The following is a 19,218-nucleotide window of genomic DNA, read 5'->3' as shown; positions in this document are numbered from 1 at the left end:
CCCCTGCGGCTCAGGGGTTTTCGGTCGCACTCACGCGGAAGGCGGGGAACCTCCGAGAGGTTCCCCGCCTTCCGTACGGGCTCACGTCAAGCGCGCCGCGGGTGTCAGGCGGCCGCGCCGGCCTTCCACTCGGCCCAGCTCATGTTCCAGCCGTTGAGGCCGTTGTCCGGCTTGACGGTCTTGTCCGGGGAGTTGACCACGGTGACCACGTCGCCGATGAGCGAGTTGTCGAAGAACCACGCGGCGGGCTGGCCCGGGTCGCCCGCGCCCTTGGTGTCGTTCAGGCCGACACAGCCGTGGCTGGTGTTCACGCTGCCGAAGACCGAGTCGGATCCCCAGTAGTTGCCGTGGATGAAGGTGCCGGAGGTGGACAGCCGCATGGCGTGCGGCACGTCCTTGATGTCGTACTCGCCCTTGCCCTCTTCGTTCTTGAAGCCGACGGTCGAGCCGTCCATCCGGGTCTCCTTGAACTTCTCGGAGATCACCATCTGACCGTTGTAGGTCGGGTTCTCCGGGGAGCCCGCCGAGATCGGGATGGTCTTGACGACCGCGCCGTCCCGGGTGACCGTCATCTTCTTCGTCTTCGTGTCGACCGTGGAGACCTGGCTGCGGCCGATCTTGAAGGTGACGGTCTTGCTCTGGACGCCCTGGACGCCGGGCGCGCCCTGGACGCCTTCCAGCGCCAGCTTCAGCGTGACGGTGGAGTTCGCCTGCCAGTACTGCTCCGGGCGGAAGTCCAGGCGCTGCGCGCTGAACCAGTGGCCGACGACCTCCTGGCCGCTGCTGGAGGAGACCGAGATCCCCGCCTGGACGGCCTTCTTGTCCTTGATCGGCTTGTTGAAGGTGATCGAGACCGGCATGCCCACGCCGACCGTCTGGCCTTCCTCCGGGACGAAGGAGGCCACGAAGCTGTTCTCGGGGGAGACGGTGGTGAAGGAGGCGTTCTCGTGCGCCTCGCGGCCGTCGGCGTCCTTCGCCGTCGCCGCCAGGGCGTACTTCGTGGAGCGCTTCAGCGCGGCGTCGGGCTTCCAGCTCTTGCCGTCGGCGGCGATCTTGCCGGGCACGGCCGTGCCCTCGCTCGTCTTCAGCTCGACCAGGGTGAGCGTGCCGTCGCTGACGGCGACGTTGGCCGCGTCGTTGAGGCCGACGTTGGTCGCGCCGTCCTTCGGCGTGATCGTTATCTTGGCCTTCGAGGTGTCCTTGGCCGCTGCCGCGTCGACCTCGGCCTGGGACTTGCTGGCCTCGCCCTTGCCCTTGGCGTTGTCACCGCCCCCGTCGTTGCACGCCGAGAGCATCAGTACACCGCCGAGCACGGCGGATATGGCCACAAGGGACCTTCTCCGCCGCTTGCTGTCCGTCCTCACACGCCACTCCATCGTTGCCGGAAACCCCGGGGCTGCCGTCCCGGGGTTGGCCGGGCAGGGGGACGCACCCCCTGCCTCGTCCTGACAACGCGTTAACAGCGGCGGCCGGTTCCACATTCCGTTGGGATGTGGGCAACCACACGGTCAGGCGTTGTCGGGTTCTTCGTCGAAGTCCCCATCTTCCTCGTCGATGTCCCACTCCATCGACTCGGGGTCGTATTCGACGGGCTCGCTGCTCCAGGAGGCCTGCGCGAGCTCGACTCCGGGGATGTCCGCGACCAGGTCAGTGGGGTCGACCAGGTAGGCGAGGGCCTCCGACTCGTCCTCCCGGACGGCGGCCTCGGCGTGGCCGCGCTCCTCGTCCGGCATGAACTCGTCGGCCTTGATGTGCGCGAGCGCGGCGCCGGTGAGTGCCTGGGTATCCGGCACTTCCAGTACCAAATCCACCCGAAGCCGTACGTATCGTGATGTCTCAGAAGAGTTCATACGACGGAGAGTAAGCCCGCGGAAGCCCCGACTTTCCCACGACCCGCCCCTTTCCGTAGCATCACCGCACACGGCCAATTCGCTGCTGCCACAAGGGGGATCGCACCGTGTCCGCACGACGACCGCTGCTCACCGCTCTCGGAGCGACCACCCTCCTCGCCGCCCTCTGGTTCGTGCCCTCTGCGGGCGCCACCGCTCCGGGGGACGCGACGGACCGCGCCGGCGTGCCCGCAGGCGCGAACACCGCCGAGACGGGCGCCGGGACGGGCTCCGGAACGAACGACGGGGCCGACACAGGGGACGCGGCCACCGGCACGGTCTCGGGGGCGGCCCCGGACACGGCCAACGCGCCGCACACGCAGGGCAAGTCCCTCGTGCTCGCGGACAGCGGCTCCGTGGACACCACCCCCTACCTGCTGGGCGGCACGCTCTGCCTGGGCGTCGGGGCCGGGTTCGTGGCCTTCTCCGTACGCCGCTCGCACTCCCTGTGAACGGCGGAGGGCCGCCCCGGGAAGAAGATCCCGGGGCGGCCCTCGGCGTAGTGGCGCAAGCCGTCCGGCACTGACCGCGTCAGGCGAGCGGACCCGTCACCGGCTCCACCGCGGCGACCAGCCCGCCCGTACGGACGAACGCGTCGGCGGCGGCCAGGTCGGGGGCCAGGAAGCGGTCCGGCCCGGGACCCTGCACGCCCGCGGCGCGCGCGGCCGCGATCGCGGCCCGGCTGGCCGGGGCGGGGGTGAGCCCGTGGCGCAGCTCGATGGCGCGGGTGGCCGCGTACAGCTCGATCGCGATGATCCGCGTCAGGTTGTCGACGGCCGTACGGAGCTTGCGCGCGGCCGACCAGCCCATCGAGACGTGGTCCTCCTGCATGGCGGAGGAGGGGATCGAGTCGGCCGAGGCCGGCACCGCGAGCCGCTTCATCTCGCTGACGAGGGCGGCCTGCGTGTACTGGGCGATCATCAGACCGGAGTCCACGCCGGCGTCGTCCGCGAGGAACGGCGGCAGGCCGTGCGAGCGGTTCTTGTCGAGCAGCCGGTCGGTGCGCCGCTCGGCGATGGAGCCGAGGTCGGCGGCCGCGATGGCGAGGAAGTCCAGCACGTAGGCGACCGGCGCCCCGTGGAAGTTGCCGTTGGACTCCACGCGTCCGTCGGGCAGCACCACCGGGTTGTCGACGGCGGCGGCCAGCTCGCGCGAGGCCACCAGGGCGGCGTGCGCCATGGTGTCGCGGCCCGCGCCGGCGACCTGCGGGGCGCAGCGCACCGAGTAGGCGTCCTGCACGCGCGGCGCGGACTCCTCCTGGAAGTGCCCGGTCAGCCCGGAGCCCTTCAGCACGGCGGCCATGTTGGCGGCGGAGGCACCCTGGCCGGGGTGCGGGCGGATGGCGTGCAGCTCGGGCTGGAGGACCTTCTCCGTGCCGAGCAGCGCCTCCAGGGTGAGGGCCGCGGTGATGTCGGCGGAGGTGTAGAGCTTCGCGAGGTCGGCGAGGGCCATGACCAGCATGCCGAGCATGCCGTCGGTGCCGTTGAGGAGGGCGAGGCCCTCCTTCTCGCGGAGCTCGACGGGCTCGATCCCGGCCTCGGCGAGCAGTTCCCCGGCGGGGCGGACGGTGCCGTCCGGGCCCTCGGCGTCACCCTCGCCCATGAGCGCGAGCGCGCAGTGGGACAACGGCGCGAGGTCGCCGGAGCAGCCCAGGGAGCCGTACTCGTGGACGACGGGGGTGATCCCGGCGTTGAGGACGTCGGCCATGGTCTGGGCGACGGAGGGCCGTACGCCGGTGTGCCCGGAGGCCACGGTCTTGAGCCGGAGGAACATCAGCGCGCGGACGACCTCCCGCTCGACGCGCGGGCCCATGCCGGCGGCGTGCGAGCGGACGATGTTGCGCTGGAGCTGGGCGCGCAGCTCGGGACTGATGTGCCGGGAGGCGAGGGCGCCGAACCCGGTGGACACCCCGTAGACGGGCTCGGGCTTGGCGGCGAGGGCGTCGACGATCTCGCGTGCGCGGGCGAGCGCGTCGAGCGCCTCCGCGGACAGCTCGACCCGCGCGTTGCCGCGGGCGACGGCGATGACGTCTTCGGCGGTGGTCCCGGACGTCCCCACTACGACAGTCTGCATATCCATATTCAGCACCCTACGGACTGAATCCCTTCATGTCACTAGCGACTTCTGCGAGGGCCCCTTACGCCACGCGACCGGAGCCACGCCCGGCTCACCTCGGGCTCACCCCCGCCCCCGGAAGCGGCGGCGTTCGCCCGAGGCGGCTTCGGCGGCGGCGTCGGCGAGGCGCACCACCGCGGTGTCGCGCCCGGCGACGACCGGCTTCGGCGAGCGCGCGGCCTTCGCCTTGTACTGGGCGGCGTCCGCCAGCCGGAACAGCCGCCGGGAGGACTTCACCAGCCCGATCGGGTCCCCGGTGGAGGCCACCCCGCAGGCCACGCCCTCGCCCAGGTCCAGCTCGGCGGCCCGCGTACACAGCTCCTCGGTCACCCGGACCACCTCGTCCGCGGTCGGGCCGACCCCGACCAGGCAGAACTCGTCACCGCCCAGGCGTGCCACCAGCGCGCCGGGCAGCATGGCCCCGCACAGGCTCAGCACCGACCCGAACCGCTCCAGCAGCCGGTCGCCCATGGCGTGGCCGAGGGTGTCGTTGACCTTCTTCAGCCCGTTCAGGTCGCAGACGACGAGGCTGACCACCGCCCCGGTCCGCCGGTGCTCCTCCAGGGCCTCGTCGAGCCGCATGTCGACGGCGCGGCGGTTCGCGAGCCCGGTCAGCGGATCGGTGAAGGCGAGCCGCCGGGCCTCCTCCAGCCGCTCGTTCTGCGCGAGCCCGGCCGCGACCACGGCGGCCAGTACGGTGGCGAACTCGGCGTCGTCCTCGTCGAAGTCGGGCAGCCCCTCGTCCCGGGCGACGTACAGCTCGCCCCAGGCGCGCCCGCTGAGCACGATGGGCGCGACCACGCAGGTGCCCCGCCCGCGGCTGCGCAGGGCCTCGCCGCGGCGCCCGGGGCGGTCGCCCACGGCGCTCTCCACCCAGGCGTGCGGGCCGCCGCCGCCCGCCCAGCGCTCGTGCAGGAACTCGGTGATCTCGGGGAAGTCGTGGACGGGATAGGACTCGTCCTCGGGGAACTCCTCCTCCCCCGCCCGCCGCTCGCCCTCGTTCACGAGCACCCGCAGGCGCCCCCGCTCCCGCTCCCACGCGGAGATCGCGGCGAACGAGCCGTCGAGCGCCACCCGCGCCCCCCGCGCAGCCGCGCGCACACTGTCCCGCGGCGCGCACGCCGCGGCCATCGCCTGCGCGAGGCCCACCACGGCTCGCAACCGCCCGTCAACTCCCATCACCCCAGGTTAGGGAGTTTTGTCCGATTCCGTATCGAGTGGCGCCGCGTATCAAGAGGCGCGGCGCCACTCGTCAGCGGCTCAGCGGCTCAGCGGCTCAGCGGGCGGGCTACTGCCCCGGCCAGTTCGGCTTGCGCTTCTCGTTGAACGCCGCGACACCCTCGGCCCGGTCGCCGGAGAAGGCCACCGTCCGCCAGGCCGCGTCCTCGATCTCCAGCCCGGCCGCCAGGTCCATCCCGTGCCCCAGCCGCAGCGCCCGCTTGGCCGCCCGCAGCCCCACGGGGGAGTTCGCCGCCATCCGCCCGGCCAGGGCCAGGGCCTCGGACGTGTCCTGCCCGGCCGGGACCAGCGAGTCCACCAGGCCCAGGGACAGCGCCTCGGCCGCCTCCACCCGGCGCGCCGTGAAGATCAGCTCGGCGGCCCGCGCCGCGCCCACCCGGCGCGGCAGCAGCTGGGTACCGCCGCCGCCGGGGATCACCCCCACCGACACCTCGGGCAGGCCGACCACCGCGGTCTCGTCGGCGACGATCACATCGCAGGCCAGGGCCAGCTCGAAGCCGCCGCCGAGCGCGAAACCGTGTACGGCCGCGACCGTCGGCATCGGCAGCTCCAACACGCCTCCGTACGCCCCCCGCGTGGTCGGCCGCTGCCGCACCAGCTCGGCGTCCGACAGCGAGTTCCGCTCCTTGAGGTCCGCCCCCACGCAGAAGGCCCGCTCCGCGGTGGAGGTGAGCACGACGACCCGTACCGACGGGTCCGCCGCGAGTGCCGCGCAGGCCGCGCCGATGGACCGGGCCATCTCCGTCGACACCGCGTTCATCGACTTGGGGCGGTCCATCGCCAGCTCCGCGACATGCCCGTCGCCTTCCCGACGTACCGCGACGAACTCTCCGAAGCGCTGCTCAGACATGCCTGCGACCCTCCCGGTTAACGACCGTTATCAACGCACTCTAGTGCGGGAGACGGCCATCCGGTCAAGGTTCCGGGGCACGGCTGCTGCGCGACCCGCCGGCGGCGGGCCCGGGGCACGTCAGGCCGGGTTCTTGGGCTTCCGCCGCGTCAGCGACCAGGGCTCCACGACGCCCAGCCCGCGCACCGGCCGCTGCCACATCGGCTGGAGCGCGAACCGGTAGGCCGCGCTCTCGTCGGGCGCCGTCTCGGCCTCCTTCTCCGACACCGGCGCCGCCCCGCTGCGGGTCAGCTCCTCGGCCATCGCCCCGTCCACCAGCACCGCGTCTTTCGGCGCTATCGACGTCAGCCGGCTCGCCAGGTTCACCGTGGTCCCGAAGACGTCGCCCATCCGGGTCGTCACCGTGCCGAAGGCGATCCCGACCCGCAGCTCGGGCATCTGCGCGTCGGCCTCCATCGTCTCGATGAGCCGCAGCGCGATCTCCGCCGCCGTCGCCGCGTCGTCGGCGCAGTACAGGACCTCGTCACCGAGGGTCTTGATCAGCCGGCCGCCGTGCGCCGCCACCAGGTCCGCCGAGGTCGTCTCGAAGGACTCGACGAGCTCGCCGAGCTCCTCCTCCTCCAGCCGCCGCGTGAGGCGGGTGAAGCCCACCAGGTCCGCGAAGCCCACCGCGAGCCGCCGGTCGACCATCTCGTCGTCGTCGGCCACCTGCACCACGCGCCCGGTGGCCGCCGCCAGCTGGCGCCGCCACACGTAGACGAGGAACTCCTCCAGCTCGGGCAGCAGCAGCTCCACCAGGGGGTACGTGACCTCCGTACGGGTCATGCCCGGCTCCGGCGGCTCCGTCAGCCCCTCCAGGAAGGAGTCGATCTGCCACTCGGCCAGCCGCGCCGTGGTCTGCCCGGTGGACCGCGCCACCTGCACGGCCATCGGCTCGGACAGCAGCCCGGCCTCCACCAGACCGGCGAGCCGGCGCAGGGCCAGTACGTCCGCCTCGGTGAGCGCCTTGGCCTGGCCGATGTCGGCGAAGCCCATGGCCCGCCAGAAGCGCGAGGCGAGCTCCATCGACACGCCCGCGCTCCGGGCCGCCTGGAAGGGGGTGTACCGGCGCTCGGCACCGAGGATCAGCTGCTCCAGCCGGATGGCGAGCGGATCCGCCGTCGGCTGGGCCGTGTGATCGACCTCGTGGTGCGGGTGGTGCTGGTCGCGGCCGATCGGGGTGCCCGGGCCACTGGGCCCGGGGGCGGACGCGCTGGACGTAGGGTCGTCGACGGTCAAGGGCCGCCTCCTGTCCATTCCGTGCGCACTGCCCTGCGAACCGGTTGATCACCACGAGCACCGGGATCGCCTAAACCATACGGCAGGTGTGCCGTAGCTCACTCCCCCTCCCCGGCGGAATTCGGCCTCGCCGTCGCACGGGGTGCGCGGGCCCGGGGCGCAGCCGCCGGGCCGGGCCCCGGGCCAGGCCCGGGGCCCGGCCCGGGAGGAACCCCGCCGTCAGTGGACGGACCGCAGGTGGACCACGTCGCCCGCGCCGACCGCCTCGTGGGCGCCTTCGGCCGTACGGATCACCAGGCGGCCGTCGGTGTCCACCGCTTCGGCCGTTCCGGTGAGGGTGCGCCCGCCGGGGAGCTCCGCGCGCACGTGCTTGCCGAGGGTGGCGCAGCCCGCCGCGTAGGTCTCCTGCAGGCCGCTGGCCGCGGGGTCGCCGCCCGCCGCGCGCCAGTTCCCGTACCACTGCTCCAGGGACCGCAGCACGGCCCTCAGCAGCGGGTCCCGGTCGGTCACGGAGGCCTTGGCCAGCGCGAGGGACCCGGCGGCCGGTACGGGCAGCTCGTCCTCGGTCAGGGACACGTTGAGCCCGATCCCGATGACGATGCCGTCGGCGACCCGCTCGGCGAGGATCCCGCCGGTCTTGCGCTCCTCGCCCTCGACACTGACCAGCAGGTCGTTGGGCCACTTGAGGGAGGTGTCCACGCCCGCGGCCCGGGACAGCCCCGTCGCGGTGGCCACACCGGCGAGCAGGGTCAGGAACCCCCACCGCTCCTGCGGCACCGCGTCGCCCGGCTTGAGCAGGACGGAGAAGAACAGCCCGGACCGTGCGGGCGCGACCCAGCTCCGGTCGAGCCGCCCGCGCCCCGCGCTCTGCTCCTCGGCGACGAGCACGGCCCCCTCGGGCAGCTGCGGCGCCCGGGCGGCGAGGTCGGTATTGGTGGACCCGGTGGTGGCGACCACCTCCAGGGAAGTCCACAGCCCACCCTCGGTGACGAGGGCCCGCCGCAGCCCCTCGGCGTTCAGGGGCGGCCGCTCCAGGCTGGACCAGCGACCGGTGGAAGCTCCGGCTGATGCATCTGATGGCGTCATGCAACCCAATGTAGGTGTGTCAAACGCCGCACTGCCGAGCGCCATGCCCGCCGATACGCTACGCACCAGTAGCCAGCCGTAGTCAATCAATTGACCAGGCAGTTGACACCACGCAGGGAGCCGCGACCCCGATGTCACATCCGTCAGAGCCGATCGACATGCACACCACCGCGGGCAAGATCGCGGATCTGCAGCGCCGCATCGACGAGGCCACCCACGCCGGGTCCGCGCGTGCCGTGGAGAAGCAGCACGCCAAGGGCAAGCTGACGGCGCGTGAGCGGGTTGCCCTGCTGCTGGACGAGGATTCCTTCGTCGAGCTGGACGAGCTCGCCCGGCACCGTTCCACCAACTTCGGGCTGGAGAAGACCCGCCCCTACGGCGACGGCGTCGTCACCGGCTACGGCACGGTGGACGGCCGGCCGGTGGCCGTGTTCTCGCAGGACTTCACCGTCTTCGGCGGTGCGCTCGGCGAGGTCTACGGCCAGAAGATCATGAAGGTCATGGACTTCGCCCTGAAGACGGGCTGCCCGCTCGTCGGCATCAACGACTCCGGTGGCGCCCGTATCCAGGAGGGCGTCAGCGCGCTGGGCATGTACGGGGAGATCTTCCGCCGCAACGTCCACGCGTCCGGCGTGATCCCGCAGATCAGCCTGATCGTCGGGCCCTGCGCGGGCGGCGCCGTCTACTCCCCCGCCATCACCGACTTCACGGTCATGGTCGACCAGACCTCGCACATGTTCATCACCGGCCCGGACGTCATCAAGACGGTCACCGGCGAGGACGTCGGCTTCGAGGAGCTGGGCGGGGCGCGCACGCACAACAGCACGTCCGGCGTCGCGCACCACATGGCGGGCGACGAGAAGGACGCGATCGAGTACGTGAAGTCGCTCCTCGCGTACCTGCCGTCGAACAACCTCTCCGAGCCGCCGGCCTTCCCGGAGGACGCGGACACCGAGGTCTCCGACGCGGACCGCGAGCTCGACGTGCTGATCCCGGACAGCGCGAACCAGCCGTACGACATGCACACCGTGATCGAGCACGTGCTGGACGACGCGGAGTTCCTGGAGACGCAGGCGCTCTTCGCGCCGAACATCCTGACCGGCTTCGGCCGGGTCGAGGGCCACCCGGTGGGCATCGTCGCCAACCAGCCGATGCAGTTCGCCGGCTGCCTGGACATCAACGCCTCCGAGAAGGCGGCGCGCTTCGTCCGCACGTGCGACGCCTTCAACATCCCGGTACTGACGTTCGTGGACGTACCGGGCTTCCTGCCGGGCACGGACCAGGAGTACAACGGAATCATCCGGCGCGGCGCCAAGCTGATCTATGCCTACGCCGAGGCCACCGTTCCGCTGATCACGGTCATCACCCGCAAGGCCTTCGGCGGCGCGTACGACGTCATGGGCTCCAAGCACCTGGGTGCCGACCTGAACCTGGCGTGGCCGACGGCGCAGATCGCCGTCATGGGCGCGCAGGGCGCGGTGAACATCCTGCACCGCAGGACCATCGCGGAGGCGGACAATGTGGAGGAGACCCGGGCGCGGCTGATCGCCGAGTACGAGGACGCGCTGCTCAACCCGTACACGGCCGCCGAGCGCGGTTACATCGATGCGGTGACCATGCCGTCCGAGACCCGGGCGCACGTGGTGAAGGGGCTGCGGCAGCTGCGCACCAAGCGGGAGTCCCTGCCGCCGAAGAAGCACGGCAACATCCCCCTCTAGCCCCTCCAGGAGGTCTCTGTGGTGATCAAGGTCGTCAAGGGCAACCCGACCCCGGAGGAGCTGGCCGCCGCACTGGCGGTGGTCCAAGCGCGCGCGGCGGTGCTGGCCTCGGCACCGTCGGGCGCCCCGCCGGTCGCGGACGAGTGGTCGACGCCGGCCCGGGTGGAGCGGCGCCGTCGGCTGCAGCCGGGTCCGCGCGCGTGGGGCCGTACGTACTGGCCCGGATAGCCGGCCGGGCGAAGATGGCGTGAACGGATGGTGGCGCCTGAGTACGGGTACTCAGGCGCCACATCTGTCTCCGGGTCAATATCGGAACATGCTCTGGTCCGACCCGAAAGACGAGCCGCCCAAGGACATGCGCGACGCGCAGGCGATGATCCGGCGGCTGACCGTGGTGCTCGCCCTCGCCATGCTGGTGGTGGTGTACGTCCTGGGCGTGGGCATGGGCCGCTTCTAGCCGCACGCCTGACCGTACGCCGGCCGGACGCCGGCCCTACGCCCCCAGGGGGGCCGTGCGGGGCCGTTTGCCGAGGGGTCCCGCGGCGCGCCTACGATGGCCGGCATGACTGCCACGCCTCCGCGCAAGCTCGTCCTCGCCTCCGCCTCGCCCGCCCGGCTGAACCTGCTGCGGCAGGCCGGGCTGGCCCCGCACGTGATCGTCAGCGGTTTCGACGAGGACACCCTGAACCACGACGAGCCGGCCGCCCTGGCGTTGGCGCTGGCCGAGGCGAAGGCGGCGGTCGTGGCGGGCCTGCAGGAGGCCGCGGGCGCCCTGGTGATCGGCTGCGACTCGGTGCTGGAGCTGGACGGCGAGGCGCTGGGCAAGCCCGCGGACGCCGAGGAGGCCACCGCGCGCTGGAAGGCGATGCGCGGCCGGGCCGGCGTACTGCGCACCGGGCACTGCGTGATCGACACGGTGAACGGCCGGCAGGTGTCGGCGACGGCGTCCACGACGGTCCGCTTCGGTGAGCCGACGGACGCGGAGGTCGCGGCGTACGTGGCGAGCGGCGAGCCGCTGCACGTGGCGGGGGCGTTCACCCTGGACGGGCTGTCGGCGCCGTTCATCGACGGCATCGACGGGGATCACGGCAACGTGATCGGGCTGTCGATGCCGCTGCTGCGCTCCCTGCTGGGCGAACTGGACGTGTCCATCACGGACTTGTGGGCTTGAACTCCCCGAACGGCGGCAGTGGCGGCGGCGGTGCGTCCGTGACCCCGTCACCCTCGCCCTCGCCGTCGCCGCTTCCGGCGCGCGGGACGGCGTAGAGGGTCAGGGTCAGTACGAGCAGGCACAGGATGAGCATCGTCGCCGCGAAGGCGGCCCAGCCGACCACGACGACGGCGAGGGTGCCGAGCAGTCCGTGGGTGACGGCGGCGGTGACGAGCACGACGCGGGCGAAGGGGCCCGGGGGCCGGCCGCGGAGGGCGGCGACGGCGCAGAGCACGGCGCACAGCAGCAGGAAGCCCCCCATGCCCGCCCCCAGGCCGTAGGTGACCTTGGACATGACGTCCGGATCACTGCCCGCTATGGACATCGACTGGCTGGCCGTGGTCTTGCCCAGTACGACGTGGACGAGCACGAGCACGGCCGCTTCCGCGACGAGCACGATCGCGGCCAGTCCGGCCACGAGTCTTCGCAGCACGATGTCCCCACCCCTCACGTGTCACAAGCCTGTTCGACGCCTGGAGGCTACTAACGGGTAGCCCGGCGGGCAAGGCATCGGACCCAACTCCACCGCGGCCGAATGTCGGCCATCCGCAGGACACCCCCGGCGCGCTGCTGCCCGTGTGGGACATGGTGGGCTACGTCGCTGTGGGTACGGTGTTGTCCCGGTTCGCCCGCGGGACGACGAAGCTACTAATCAGTAAACAAGGGGACAACTCCGATCAGGCCAGCAAAGAAAACGTGAGCCGTTCGTAGGGACTCGACAAAGAATCACCCGGGGCCGCTGACCGGGGGGACAGAGACCTTGGCTACATGACGGGGTTACTGTGCAGTCGGGGATCCCCCTGACCTGGGGCGCCACAAGGGTTCTCCGGTGGAGCAGGCCTCGCATCACACTCTGTGTGGGCAAGCTCACCACCGGGGAAGGGTCGAAAGGCCGTGTGGGCTGTCCCTAAACTCAGCTTGTTTTCAAGGAGGGAGCCATCGTGCGCAAGGTGCTCATCGCCAACCGTGGCGAAATCGCTGTCCGCGTTGCTCGGGCCTGCCGGGACGCCGGGATCGCGAGCGTAGCCGTCTACGCCGATCCGGACCGGGACGCTCTGCACGTCCGCGCGGCCGACGAAGCTTTCGCGTTGGGCGGTGACACCCCGGCCGCCAGCTACCTGGACATCTCCAAGGTCCTCCAGGCAGCGGCCGACTCCGGAGCCGACGCCATCCACCCCGGGTACGGCTTCCTCTCCGAGAACGCCGACTTCGCCCAGGCCGTGCTCGACGCGGGCCTGACCTGGATCGGCCCGCCGCCGCAGGCCATCCGCGACCTCGGCGACAAGGTGGCCGCCCGCCACATCGCCCAGCGCGCCGGTGCCCCGCTGGTCGCCGGTACGCCGGACCCGGTCTCCGGAGCCGACGAGGTCGTCGCCTTCGCCAAGGAGCACGGCCTGCCGATCGCGATCAAGGCCGCCTTCGGCGGTGGCGGTCGCGGCCTGAAGGTCGCCCGCACCCTCGAAGAGGTGCCGGAGCTCTACGACTCCGCCGTCCGCGAAGCCGTCGCCGCCTTCGGCCGCGGCGAGTGCTTCGTCGAGCGCTACCTGGACAAGCCGCGCCACGTCGAGACCCAGTGCCTCGCCGACTCGCACGGCAACGTGGTCGTCGTCTCCACCCGCGACTGCTCCCTCCAGCGCCGCCACCAGAAGCTGGTCGAGGAGGCCCCCGCGCCGTTCCTGAGCGAGGCTCAGAACGCGGAGCTCTACGCGGCCTCCAAGGCCATCCTGAAGGAAGCCGGCTACGTCGGCGCCGGCACCGTCGAGTTCCTCGTCGCCGCCGACGGCCTCATCTCCTTCCTGGAGGTCAACACCCGCCTCCAGGTCGAGCACCCGGTCACCGAAGAGGTCTCCGGCATCGACCTGGTCCGCGAGATGTTCCGCATCGCCGACGGCGAGGAGCTGGGCTACGGCGACCCGGTCCTGCGCGGTCACTCGATCGAGTTCCGCATCAACGGCGAGGACCCGGGTCGCGGCTTCCTGCCCGCCCCCGGCACGGTCACCAAGTTCGCCGCGCCGACCGGTCCGGGCGTCCGCCTCGACGCGGGCGTCGAGTCCGGCTCCGTGATCGGCCCGGCCTGGGACTCCCTGCTGGCCAAGCTCATCGTCACCGGCGCCACCCGCGAGCAGGCCCTCCAGCGCGCCGCCCGCGCCCTCGCCGAGTTCGAGATCGAGGGCATGGCCACCGCCATCCCGTTCCACCGTGCCGTCGTCGCCGACCCGGCCTTCGCCCCCGCGGAGGGACCCTTCACGGTCCACACCCGCTGGATCGAGACCGAGTTCGTCAACGAGATCCCGGCGTTCGCGGCCCCGGCCGCGGAGGACACCGAGGACGAGCCGGGCCGCGAGACCGTGGTCGTCGAGGTCGGCGGCAAGCGCCTCGAGGTCTCCCTGCCGTCCTCCCTGGGCATGACCCTGGCCCGCACGGCCGCCGCGGGCGGCGCGAAGCCGAAGCGCCGCGCGGCCAAGAAGTCCGGCCCCGCCGCCTCCGGCGACACCCTCGCCTCCCCGATGCAGGGCACGATCGTCAAGGTCGCGGTCGAGGAGGGCCAGCGCGTCGAGGCGGGCGAACTGGTCGTCGTACTCGAAGCGATGAAGATGGAGCAGCCGCTCAACGCGCACCGCTCCGGCACCGTCGTCGGCCTCACCGCCGAGGTCGGCGCCTCGGTGACCTCGGGCGCCACGATCTGCGAGATCAAGGACTGATCTCCCGGCAGGTCGTACGGAACGAAGTCGGCCCCCAGGACCCGAACGGGTCCTGGGGGCCGATGTCATGTGCGGCGCCCTGCGGTTACCAGGTGCCGGGCGATGCCTCCCAGCTCTTCAGCGGGGGTTCGAAGCCACCGTCGGTGCGGTCGGTGCGGCCCTTGAAGGTGAAGACCGCGCTGCCTCCGGCGTAGTAGTTGTACATGATCGCGATGTCGTCGCGACCGTCCTTGTTGATGTCACCGGACACCGGGTTCCCGGTGTTCTCCAGGTACCACGTCTGCTCCGGGCTGCTCCAGCTCTGGAAGTCGTCGTTGACCCCGCCGTCGGGCTTTCCGGTGAAGGTGAACACGGCCGAGCGGCCGTTGTCGTACCTGTACATGATGGCGGCGTCGGCCCGGCCGTCGCCGTTGTAGTCGCCCGAGGTGAGCTTGCTCCTGTTGTAGTCCCAGAGGCCGGCTGCACGGTTCCAGGAACGCACGGGCGCCGCGAAGCCGCCGTCGGCCTTGCCGAGCAGGGTGTACATCTCGACGGCCCCGTTGCTGTGGCCGTACAGGGCGAGCATGTCGTCCCGGCCGTCCCCGTTGAAGTCACCGGTGACGTGCTTGGACTCGTTCCAGCACCAGTTGCCGTTGCCGGAGCTCCAGCTGCCGAAGGAGGCGTTGAACGTGCCGTCCGCCTTGGCGAGGAAGGTGTGGGTGCCCGTGTTGCAACTGCCGTGGTCGTACATCATGCCCACGTCGTCGCGGCCGTCGCCGTTGAAGTCACCGGCGAAGATCTTGGCCGACGAGGCACTCCAGTTGCCGGGGGCGACGTAGGCGCTGCGCCCGATGGAGTTGAAGGTTCCGTCGGCGTTGCCGAGGAAGGTGAACAGGCCGTTGGAGCCGTCGCTGTAGCCGTACAGCGCGGCCAGGTCGTCGCGGCCGTCGCCGTTGAAGTCACCGGCGACCCACTTCGAGTGCGAGTTGTTCCAGTTGCCCTTGTTGGTGTTGAAGCCGAGGACCGGGGCGCCGAATCCGCCGTCGGCCTTGCCCGGCAGGGTGTAGAGCGCGACGGCGTCGCTGCCGTAGTCGTAGACGGTGGCCACGTCGGACAGGCCGTCGCCGTTGAAGTCGCCCGACAGGTCGGTGCGCAGGTCGGCGGTGCGGTCGGTCGCCTTGTGCTCGACACTGATGCCCGTGGTGTGGTTGTGACGGATGTAGCCGCCCGAGAAGTCCTCGCGAGGGCCGCCGTAGACGTCGTACTCGTCCGACTGCGGGTAGCCCAGGAAGCTCTTCTCGGCACCGAGCGACATCCACTTGACGCGGATGGTGCCGCGTACGGACCAGGCCTTGCCGGTGGTCGTCGTCCAGTAGATGGACGCGGTGTCGGAGGGCTGGCCGCGGTGGCGGAAGTGGTTGTAGCGGCCGATGCCGTCGGGGCTTCGGGTCTCGTCGTTGGTCGGGTAGCCGAGCCAGCCGCCGGGACCGCCGGTCGCCAGGTACTTCTTGTAGACGGTGCCGTTGATGGACCAGGAGCCGAGCTCGGGCGCCCAGTAGATGGCGCCGTTGCCGCCGGAGCCCGTGAAGGTGGTGAACGCGCCGCCCTGGTCGAAGGTGACGTTCTCGTCGGAGGTCGGGTAGCCCAGGAAGCCCTTCTCGGCGCCGAGGCTCATCCACTTGGCGCGGATGCCGTTGACGACGAGCCAGGCACCGGTGGTCGGGTGCCAGTAGATCGAGGCGCTGTCGCTGCTCGCCCCGTCCTTGCGGAAGTGCGCGAACTTGCCGCCGTCGGCCGTGGTGGTGACGTTGCCGGACGGCTTGCCGACGCCGGTGGCACCGCCCTTGGCGCGGAACTTGGCCAGCATCGGACCGCACAGCTCGTGGGTGGCGGTGGTGGAGACCGCCGAGGCGACCTTCTCGCACTCGCTCCAGGGCGTGCCGCTGACGGCGATCTGCTTGGCGGGGCCGAAGGCGGAGCCGTTGGCCGGCTGACGGCCGGGGAACTCGTTGATCACGCCGTTGTTGTCACGCGACCACAGGTCGGGGAAGCCGTCCTTCTCGAAGTCACCGAGGCTGGCCAGGTGCGGCCAGGCGGTCCCGGTGAAACCGGTACCGATGGAATCGGTGCGCGCGGCGGGGTCCGCGTACACGGTCAGGTCGATGGCCGCCTTCGCCGTGGCGTCGGTGGTCTTCCGGCTGGTGTACTGGTGGATCTTGCCGGTGGTCTTGGAGCGGGCCCAGATCTCGGGCAGGGTGTCGCCGTTGAGGTCGCCGGGGGCGCTCAGGGTCATGTCCTGCCAGTCGGCGTTGCCGAGCGGGATGGGATCGAGGTTGCGCGGGGTGAGGCTGCCGGTCGCCGTGCCGAAGTACAGCCAGAGGTTGGCGTCCTCCTTGACCAGCAGGTCGGGCTGGTCGTCCTCGCCGATCTTGCCGTCCAGGTTGTCGTCGTTCACGCTGCCGATGGCCACGGCCTGCTGAGCGTGGGCCCAGTGGTTGTCATCGGGGTACCGGGTCTTCAGCTCCATCCGGGCGGCGTCGCCGGCCTGGAGCTCTCCGTCGCCGGCGCCCAGGTAGGCGTAGAGCATGTTCGTGTTGGGGTCGGCGTCCGAGGGCTTCAGGACGACGAGGTCCTCGTAGAAGTCCCCGCCGTTCCAGCTGCCCCACTGGGTCAGCGACACGGCGTTGCCGAAGCTGCTCTCCTTGACCTGCCGGGGCTCGCCGAACGTGCCGGCGCCCTTGCCGGGGACCATCCACAGCCGGCCGGCGCCCTGGTCCATGCTCCAGATGTCGGTCGTGCCGTCACCGTTGACGTCGCCGTGCTTGTCCCGTTCGAGCGGGCGCTTGGCGTAGAACAGGTACGCCGTCGCGTCGGACCGGTTGCCCGCCGCGTCGAGGCTCCAGACGAAGAGGGACTGGGGACCGGCGGCGGTCGGGGTGTACTTGATCTCCGCCGAACCGCCGGGAGTGGCCGTGTTGACCGTACGGGGGGTCGGGTCACCGATGGTGTTCCACTGGTACCGGGTGACGTCGGAGACCCCGTTGGCACTCAGGGTGAAGGTGCCCTCGGTACGCGCGAAGGTGGGGTTGTCCGGATTGTCCCGGGGGTACTGCACCGAGGTGACGCCCGGGGCCTTGCTGGGACGGGTGTGGTCGATGCTGAACACGCACTGCCCGGCCCAGGGTCCGGCGCCCGACGCGTCGAGACCCCGCACGTCCCACCGGTAGGTGGCGCCGGTGAGCTGGGAGGCGGGGATCCGCAGGAGGGCGACGTTGCCGTTGGCGACGTCGACCTTGGTGGCCTTGAGGGTGCCGCCGTAGTTGTCCGGGTTCCAGTAGTGGAACTCGGCCTTCAGGGCGTTGTCCTCGGCGTCGCTGATGCGGGCGCTCAGCACGACCTCGTCCGACGTGCCCATCTGGCCGCCGGTGCAGGGCACGGACGGGTTTATCGAGCGTTCGGCCGGAGGGTACGGCAGGGTGTTGAACTGGGTGGAGATGCGGGCGCTGTCCGGGTTCATCTTGCGCCAGGAGACGTCGACCGTGTCCGTGGCGGACTTGAGGCCCATGGTCCAGGCGGGCCAGTTCCAGCGGGCCGCGTCCGCGACCGCGGAGGTCACCTTCAGCTCGATGGTGTCGCTGTCGCCGGGGCAGTTGCGGCCGCCGTAGGACTGGCCGGAGGAGTCCACCAGACGTGACCAGTCGGGCTGGTTGTTCCAGGTGGTGGACTTGGTGATGGTGCCCGTGTCCCAGATCTGGATGTCACCGGAGTTGCAGCTCCAGGAACCGGCCGACTTCTGCTGGATGCGGAAGGTGGCGTCCAGGATCTGCTTGCCGTGCAGATCGCCCATGCCGATCTGGAAGAAGGTCTTGGCGCAGACCACCGCGTTGCCCTTGGCGGCGTCCTTGGCGCAGCCGACGCGGGCGTCGTTGCTGAGCGTGCCGCCGTTCCAGTAGTTCGTGTCGGCGGAACCGGAGATCGCGTTGTGCTTGTAGGCGACCGCCCAGGCCGACTTCCAGTCGTCCCGCCAGACCGGGTCGATGACGACCGGGAACGTGGTGTCGGGGGCCGTGAGCAGCTTGCGGTCCGTGGTGAGGGTGAGCTTGTCACCCTTCAGCTCGACGCCGAGGTCGGCCTGCCTGCTGCCGAGGTCGATGCCGTCGGTGGCGGGGGCCGCGGGGGTGGCCGGAGCCGCGGGGGTGGCCGGAGCCGCGGGGTTGGCCGGAGCCTGGGCGCCCGCGGCGTCCGTCGCCGGGGCCTGGGAACCCTCGGTGGCCTTCGCGGCGGACCCGGCGGGCGACTTGGCCGCGGGAGGCGTGGAGGCCGTGGGGGCGGCCGTGGGGGCCGCAGCCTTCCCGGCGGCCGCGGGCCGCTCGGCGCCCGAGTCCCACATCTGCGGCTTGGCGGAGCTGAACAGCGTCTTGCCCGCGGGGTCGACGGCCTGGAGTTCGCCGTTCGCCTCCTTGCGCAGGGTGACGCCGTTGCCCTTGAGCCCGAAGTTGAGGGAGGCGAGGGCCGGGTTGGCCGCGGCCTCGCGGGTCTTGACGACCAGCTGGTGCGAGAAGCCGGTGGCGTCCGCGGCGACCCGCAGGTCCACGCCCTTGAGGACCTCGGCGTACGTGGCGCTGTTCCCGTCCAGCGTCGGCGCGGGAAGCGGCGTCGGCCAGGTCAGGGTGACGTCGCGGCCGTCCTTGCGCATGGTGACCAGCGGGGCGTTGCCGCCGCCGGAGAAGGTGAGCTCGCTGCGGGTCGCCTTGGGGGCGATCCGGCCGTCCTTCAGCTTCTGGAGGCCGGTGTCCACCGGTACCAGCTTGCCGTTGCGGTAGACGCGCGTCGGCACCAGCGACTGCTCGGAGTTGAAGGTCCCGTCCGGGTTGGCCCAGACCTCCTCGTTCTCCGAGCGCTGCGAGGTGATCTCGACGCGCTTGCCGGTGCGCTTGGCCTCGGCGGTCGCCTTGGCCGTGAGTTCCGCCTCGGTGGGCGATGCCGCCTTGGACTTCTCGGTCTTGGGGGCGGTGGGCGCTGCGGCTGCGACGGCGGGCACCGCGCCGATCAGGGTGGCGACCAGAGCGGTCGCCAGGGTGAGGGCCGGCGTCCTGCGGGACGGCGGTCCGGCGACGCGGGGCCGCGTCGGGAAGGGTCTCACTGACTGAGT

At 71.4% G+C, this 19,218-nt stretch carries 15 protein-coding genes; 6 read left to right on the top strand and 9 right to left on the bottom strand.

From position 1 onward, the window contains the following. Positions 1 to 104: 104 nt before the first annotated feature. Positions 105 to 1,376 carry a L,D-transpeptidase gene (locus ACZ45T_RS01340; RefSeq protein WP_468436173.1) on the bottom strand — a complete coding sequence of 424 codons (1,272 nt, stop codon included), beginning with the start codon at positions 1,374 to 1,376 and terminating at the stop codon, positions 105 to 107. 132 nt (positions 1,377 to 1,508) lie between these two features. Beyond that, positions 1,509 to 1,793 carry a hypothetical protein gene (locus tag ACZ45T_RS01335; RefSeq protein WP_468436171.1) on the bottom strand — a complete coding sequence of 95 codons (285 nt, stop codon included), beginning with the start codon at positions 1,791 to 1,793 and terminating at the stop codon, positions 1,509 to 1,511. Between the two features lie 164 nt (positions 1,794 to 1,957). Here ACZ45T_RS01335 and ACZ45T_RS01330 point away from each other — a divergent pair, with 164 nt between their 5' ends. Next, a complete protein-coding gene (locus ACZ45T_RS01330) occupies positions 1,958 to 2,341 on the top strand; it encodes a hypothetical protein (protein ID WP_468436169.1) in 384 nt (127 codons plus the stop codon). Positions 2,342 to 2,420: 79 nt separating this feature from the next. On the opposite strand, the gene hutH is transcribed toward ACZ45T_RS01330, so the two are convergent. The 5 genes from hutH to ACZ45T_RS01305 all read right to left on the bottom strand — a co-directional run bounded on the left by hutH (position 2,421) and on the right by ACZ45T_RS01305 (position 8,457). Then, positions 2,421 to 3,962, bottom strand: coding sequence for a histidine ammonia-lyase (gene hutH, locus ACZ45T_RS01325; protein WP_468436998.1), 1,542 nt, complete (start codon positions 3,960 to 3,962; stop codon positions 2,421 to 2,423). Between the two features lie 105 nt (positions 3,963 to 4,067). Further along, the gene (locus ACZ45T_RS01320; RefSeq protein WP_468436167.1) at positions 4,068 to 5,183 is read right to left on the bottom strand and encodes a GGDEF domain-containing protein; all 1,116 of its coding nucleotides are present in this window, start codon (positions 5,181 to 5,183) and stop codon (positions 4,068 to 4,070) included. 109 nt (positions 5,184 to 5,292) lie between these two features. Continuing rightward, positions 5,293 to 6,093, bottom strand: a complete 801-nt coding sequence (locus ACZ45T_RS01315) for an enoyl-CoA hydratase/isomerase family protein (RefSeq protein WP_468436165.1) — start codon at positions 6,091 to 6,093, stop codon at positions 5,293 to 5,295. A 120-nt stretch (positions 6,094 to 6,213) separates the two neighbouring features. Further along, on the bottom strand, positions 6,214 to 7,371 hold the full coding sequence (locus ACZ45T_RS01310) for an adenylate/guanylate cyclase domain-containing protein (protein ID WP_468436163.1): 1,158 nt from the start codon (positions 7,369 to 7,371) through the stop codon (positions 6,214 to 6,216). A gap of 219 nt (positions 7,372 to 7,590) precedes the next feature. Continuing rightward, the gene (locus ACZ45T_RS01305) at positions 7,591 to 8,457 is read right to left on the bottom strand and encodes a biotin--[acetyl-CoA-carboxylase] ligase (protein WP_468436161.1); all 867 of its coding nucleotides are present in this window, start codon (positions 8,455 to 8,457) and stop codon (positions 7,591 to 7,593) included. Between the two features lie 131 nt (positions 8,458 to 8,588). Between ACZ45T_RS01305 and ACZ45T_RS01300 the strand changes: the two genes are divergently transcribed. From ACZ45T_RS01300 to ACZ45T_RS01285, 4 genes are all read left to right on the top strand, one after another. Continuing rightward, complete coding sequence (locus tag ACZ45T_RS01300) at positions 8,589 to 10,175, top strand: acyl-CoA carboxylase subunit beta (RefSeq protein ID WP_468436159.1); 1,587 nt, start codon at positions 8,589 to 8,591, stop codon at positions 10,173 to 10,175. 21 nt (positions 10,176 to 10,196) lie between these two features. Further along, positions 10,197 to 10,403: an acyl-CoA carboxylase epsilon subunit gene (locus tag ACZ45T_RS01295; protein ID WP_468436996.1), complete on the top strand. Its 207-nt coding sequence runs from the start codon at positions 10,197 to 10,199 to the stop codon at positions 10,401 to 10,403. A gap of 88 nt (positions 10,404 to 10,491) precedes the next feature. Then, positions 10,492 to 10,632: a morphogenic membrane protein MmpB gene (gene mmpB, locus ACZ45T_RS01290; protein ID WP_360902763.1), complete on the top strand. Its 141-nt coding sequence runs from the start codon at positions 10,492 to 10,494 to the stop codon at positions 10,630 to 10,632. Positions 10,633 to 10,737: 105 nt separating this feature from the next. Then, positions 10,738 to 11,346 (top strand): Maf family protein, encoded by a 609-nt coding sequence (locus tag ACZ45T_RS01285; protein ID WP_468436156.1) that lies wholly within the window; start codon positions 10,738 to 10,740, stop codon positions 11,344 to 11,346. On the opposite strand, the gene ACZ45T_RS01280 is transcribed toward ACZ45T_RS01285, so the two are convergent. Then, positions 11,327 to 11,818 (bottom strand): hypothetical protein, encoded by a 492-nt coding sequence (locus ACZ45T_RS01280; protein WP_468436154.1) that lies wholly within the window; start codon positions 11,816 to 11,818, stop codon positions 11,327 to 11,329. The genes ACZ45T_RS01285 and ACZ45T_RS01280 overlap by 20 nt on opposite strands. A gap of 508 nt (positions 11,819 to 12,326) precedes the next feature. Between ACZ45T_RS01280 and ACZ45T_RS01275 the strand changes: the two genes are divergently transcribed. Next, positions 12,327 to 14,087 (top strand): acetyl/propionyl/methylcrotonyl-CoA carboxylase subunit alpha, encoded by a 1,761-nt coding sequence (locus ACZ45T_RS01275; RefSeq protein WP_468436152.1) that lies wholly within the window; start codon positions 12,327 to 12,329, stop codon positions 14,085 to 14,087. Between the two features lie 85 nt (positions 14,088 to 14,172). On the opposite strand, the gene ACZ45T_RS01270 is transcribed toward ACZ45T_RS01275, so the two are convergent. Beyond that, on the bottom strand, positions 14,173 to 19,209 hold the full coding sequence (locus tag ACZ45T_RS01270) for an FG-GAP-like repeat-containing protein (RefSeq protein WP_468436150.1): 5,037 nt from the start codon (positions 19,207 to 19,209) through the stop codon (positions 14,173 to 14,175). Positions 19,210 to 19,218: the final 9 nt, after the last annotated feature.

The sequence above is a fragment of the Streptomyces sp. NPDC030995 genome (genome assembly GCF_055571215.1).
Note: the sequence above shows the minus strand (reverse complement) of the source record. Positions and strands in the feature narration are given on the sequence as shown.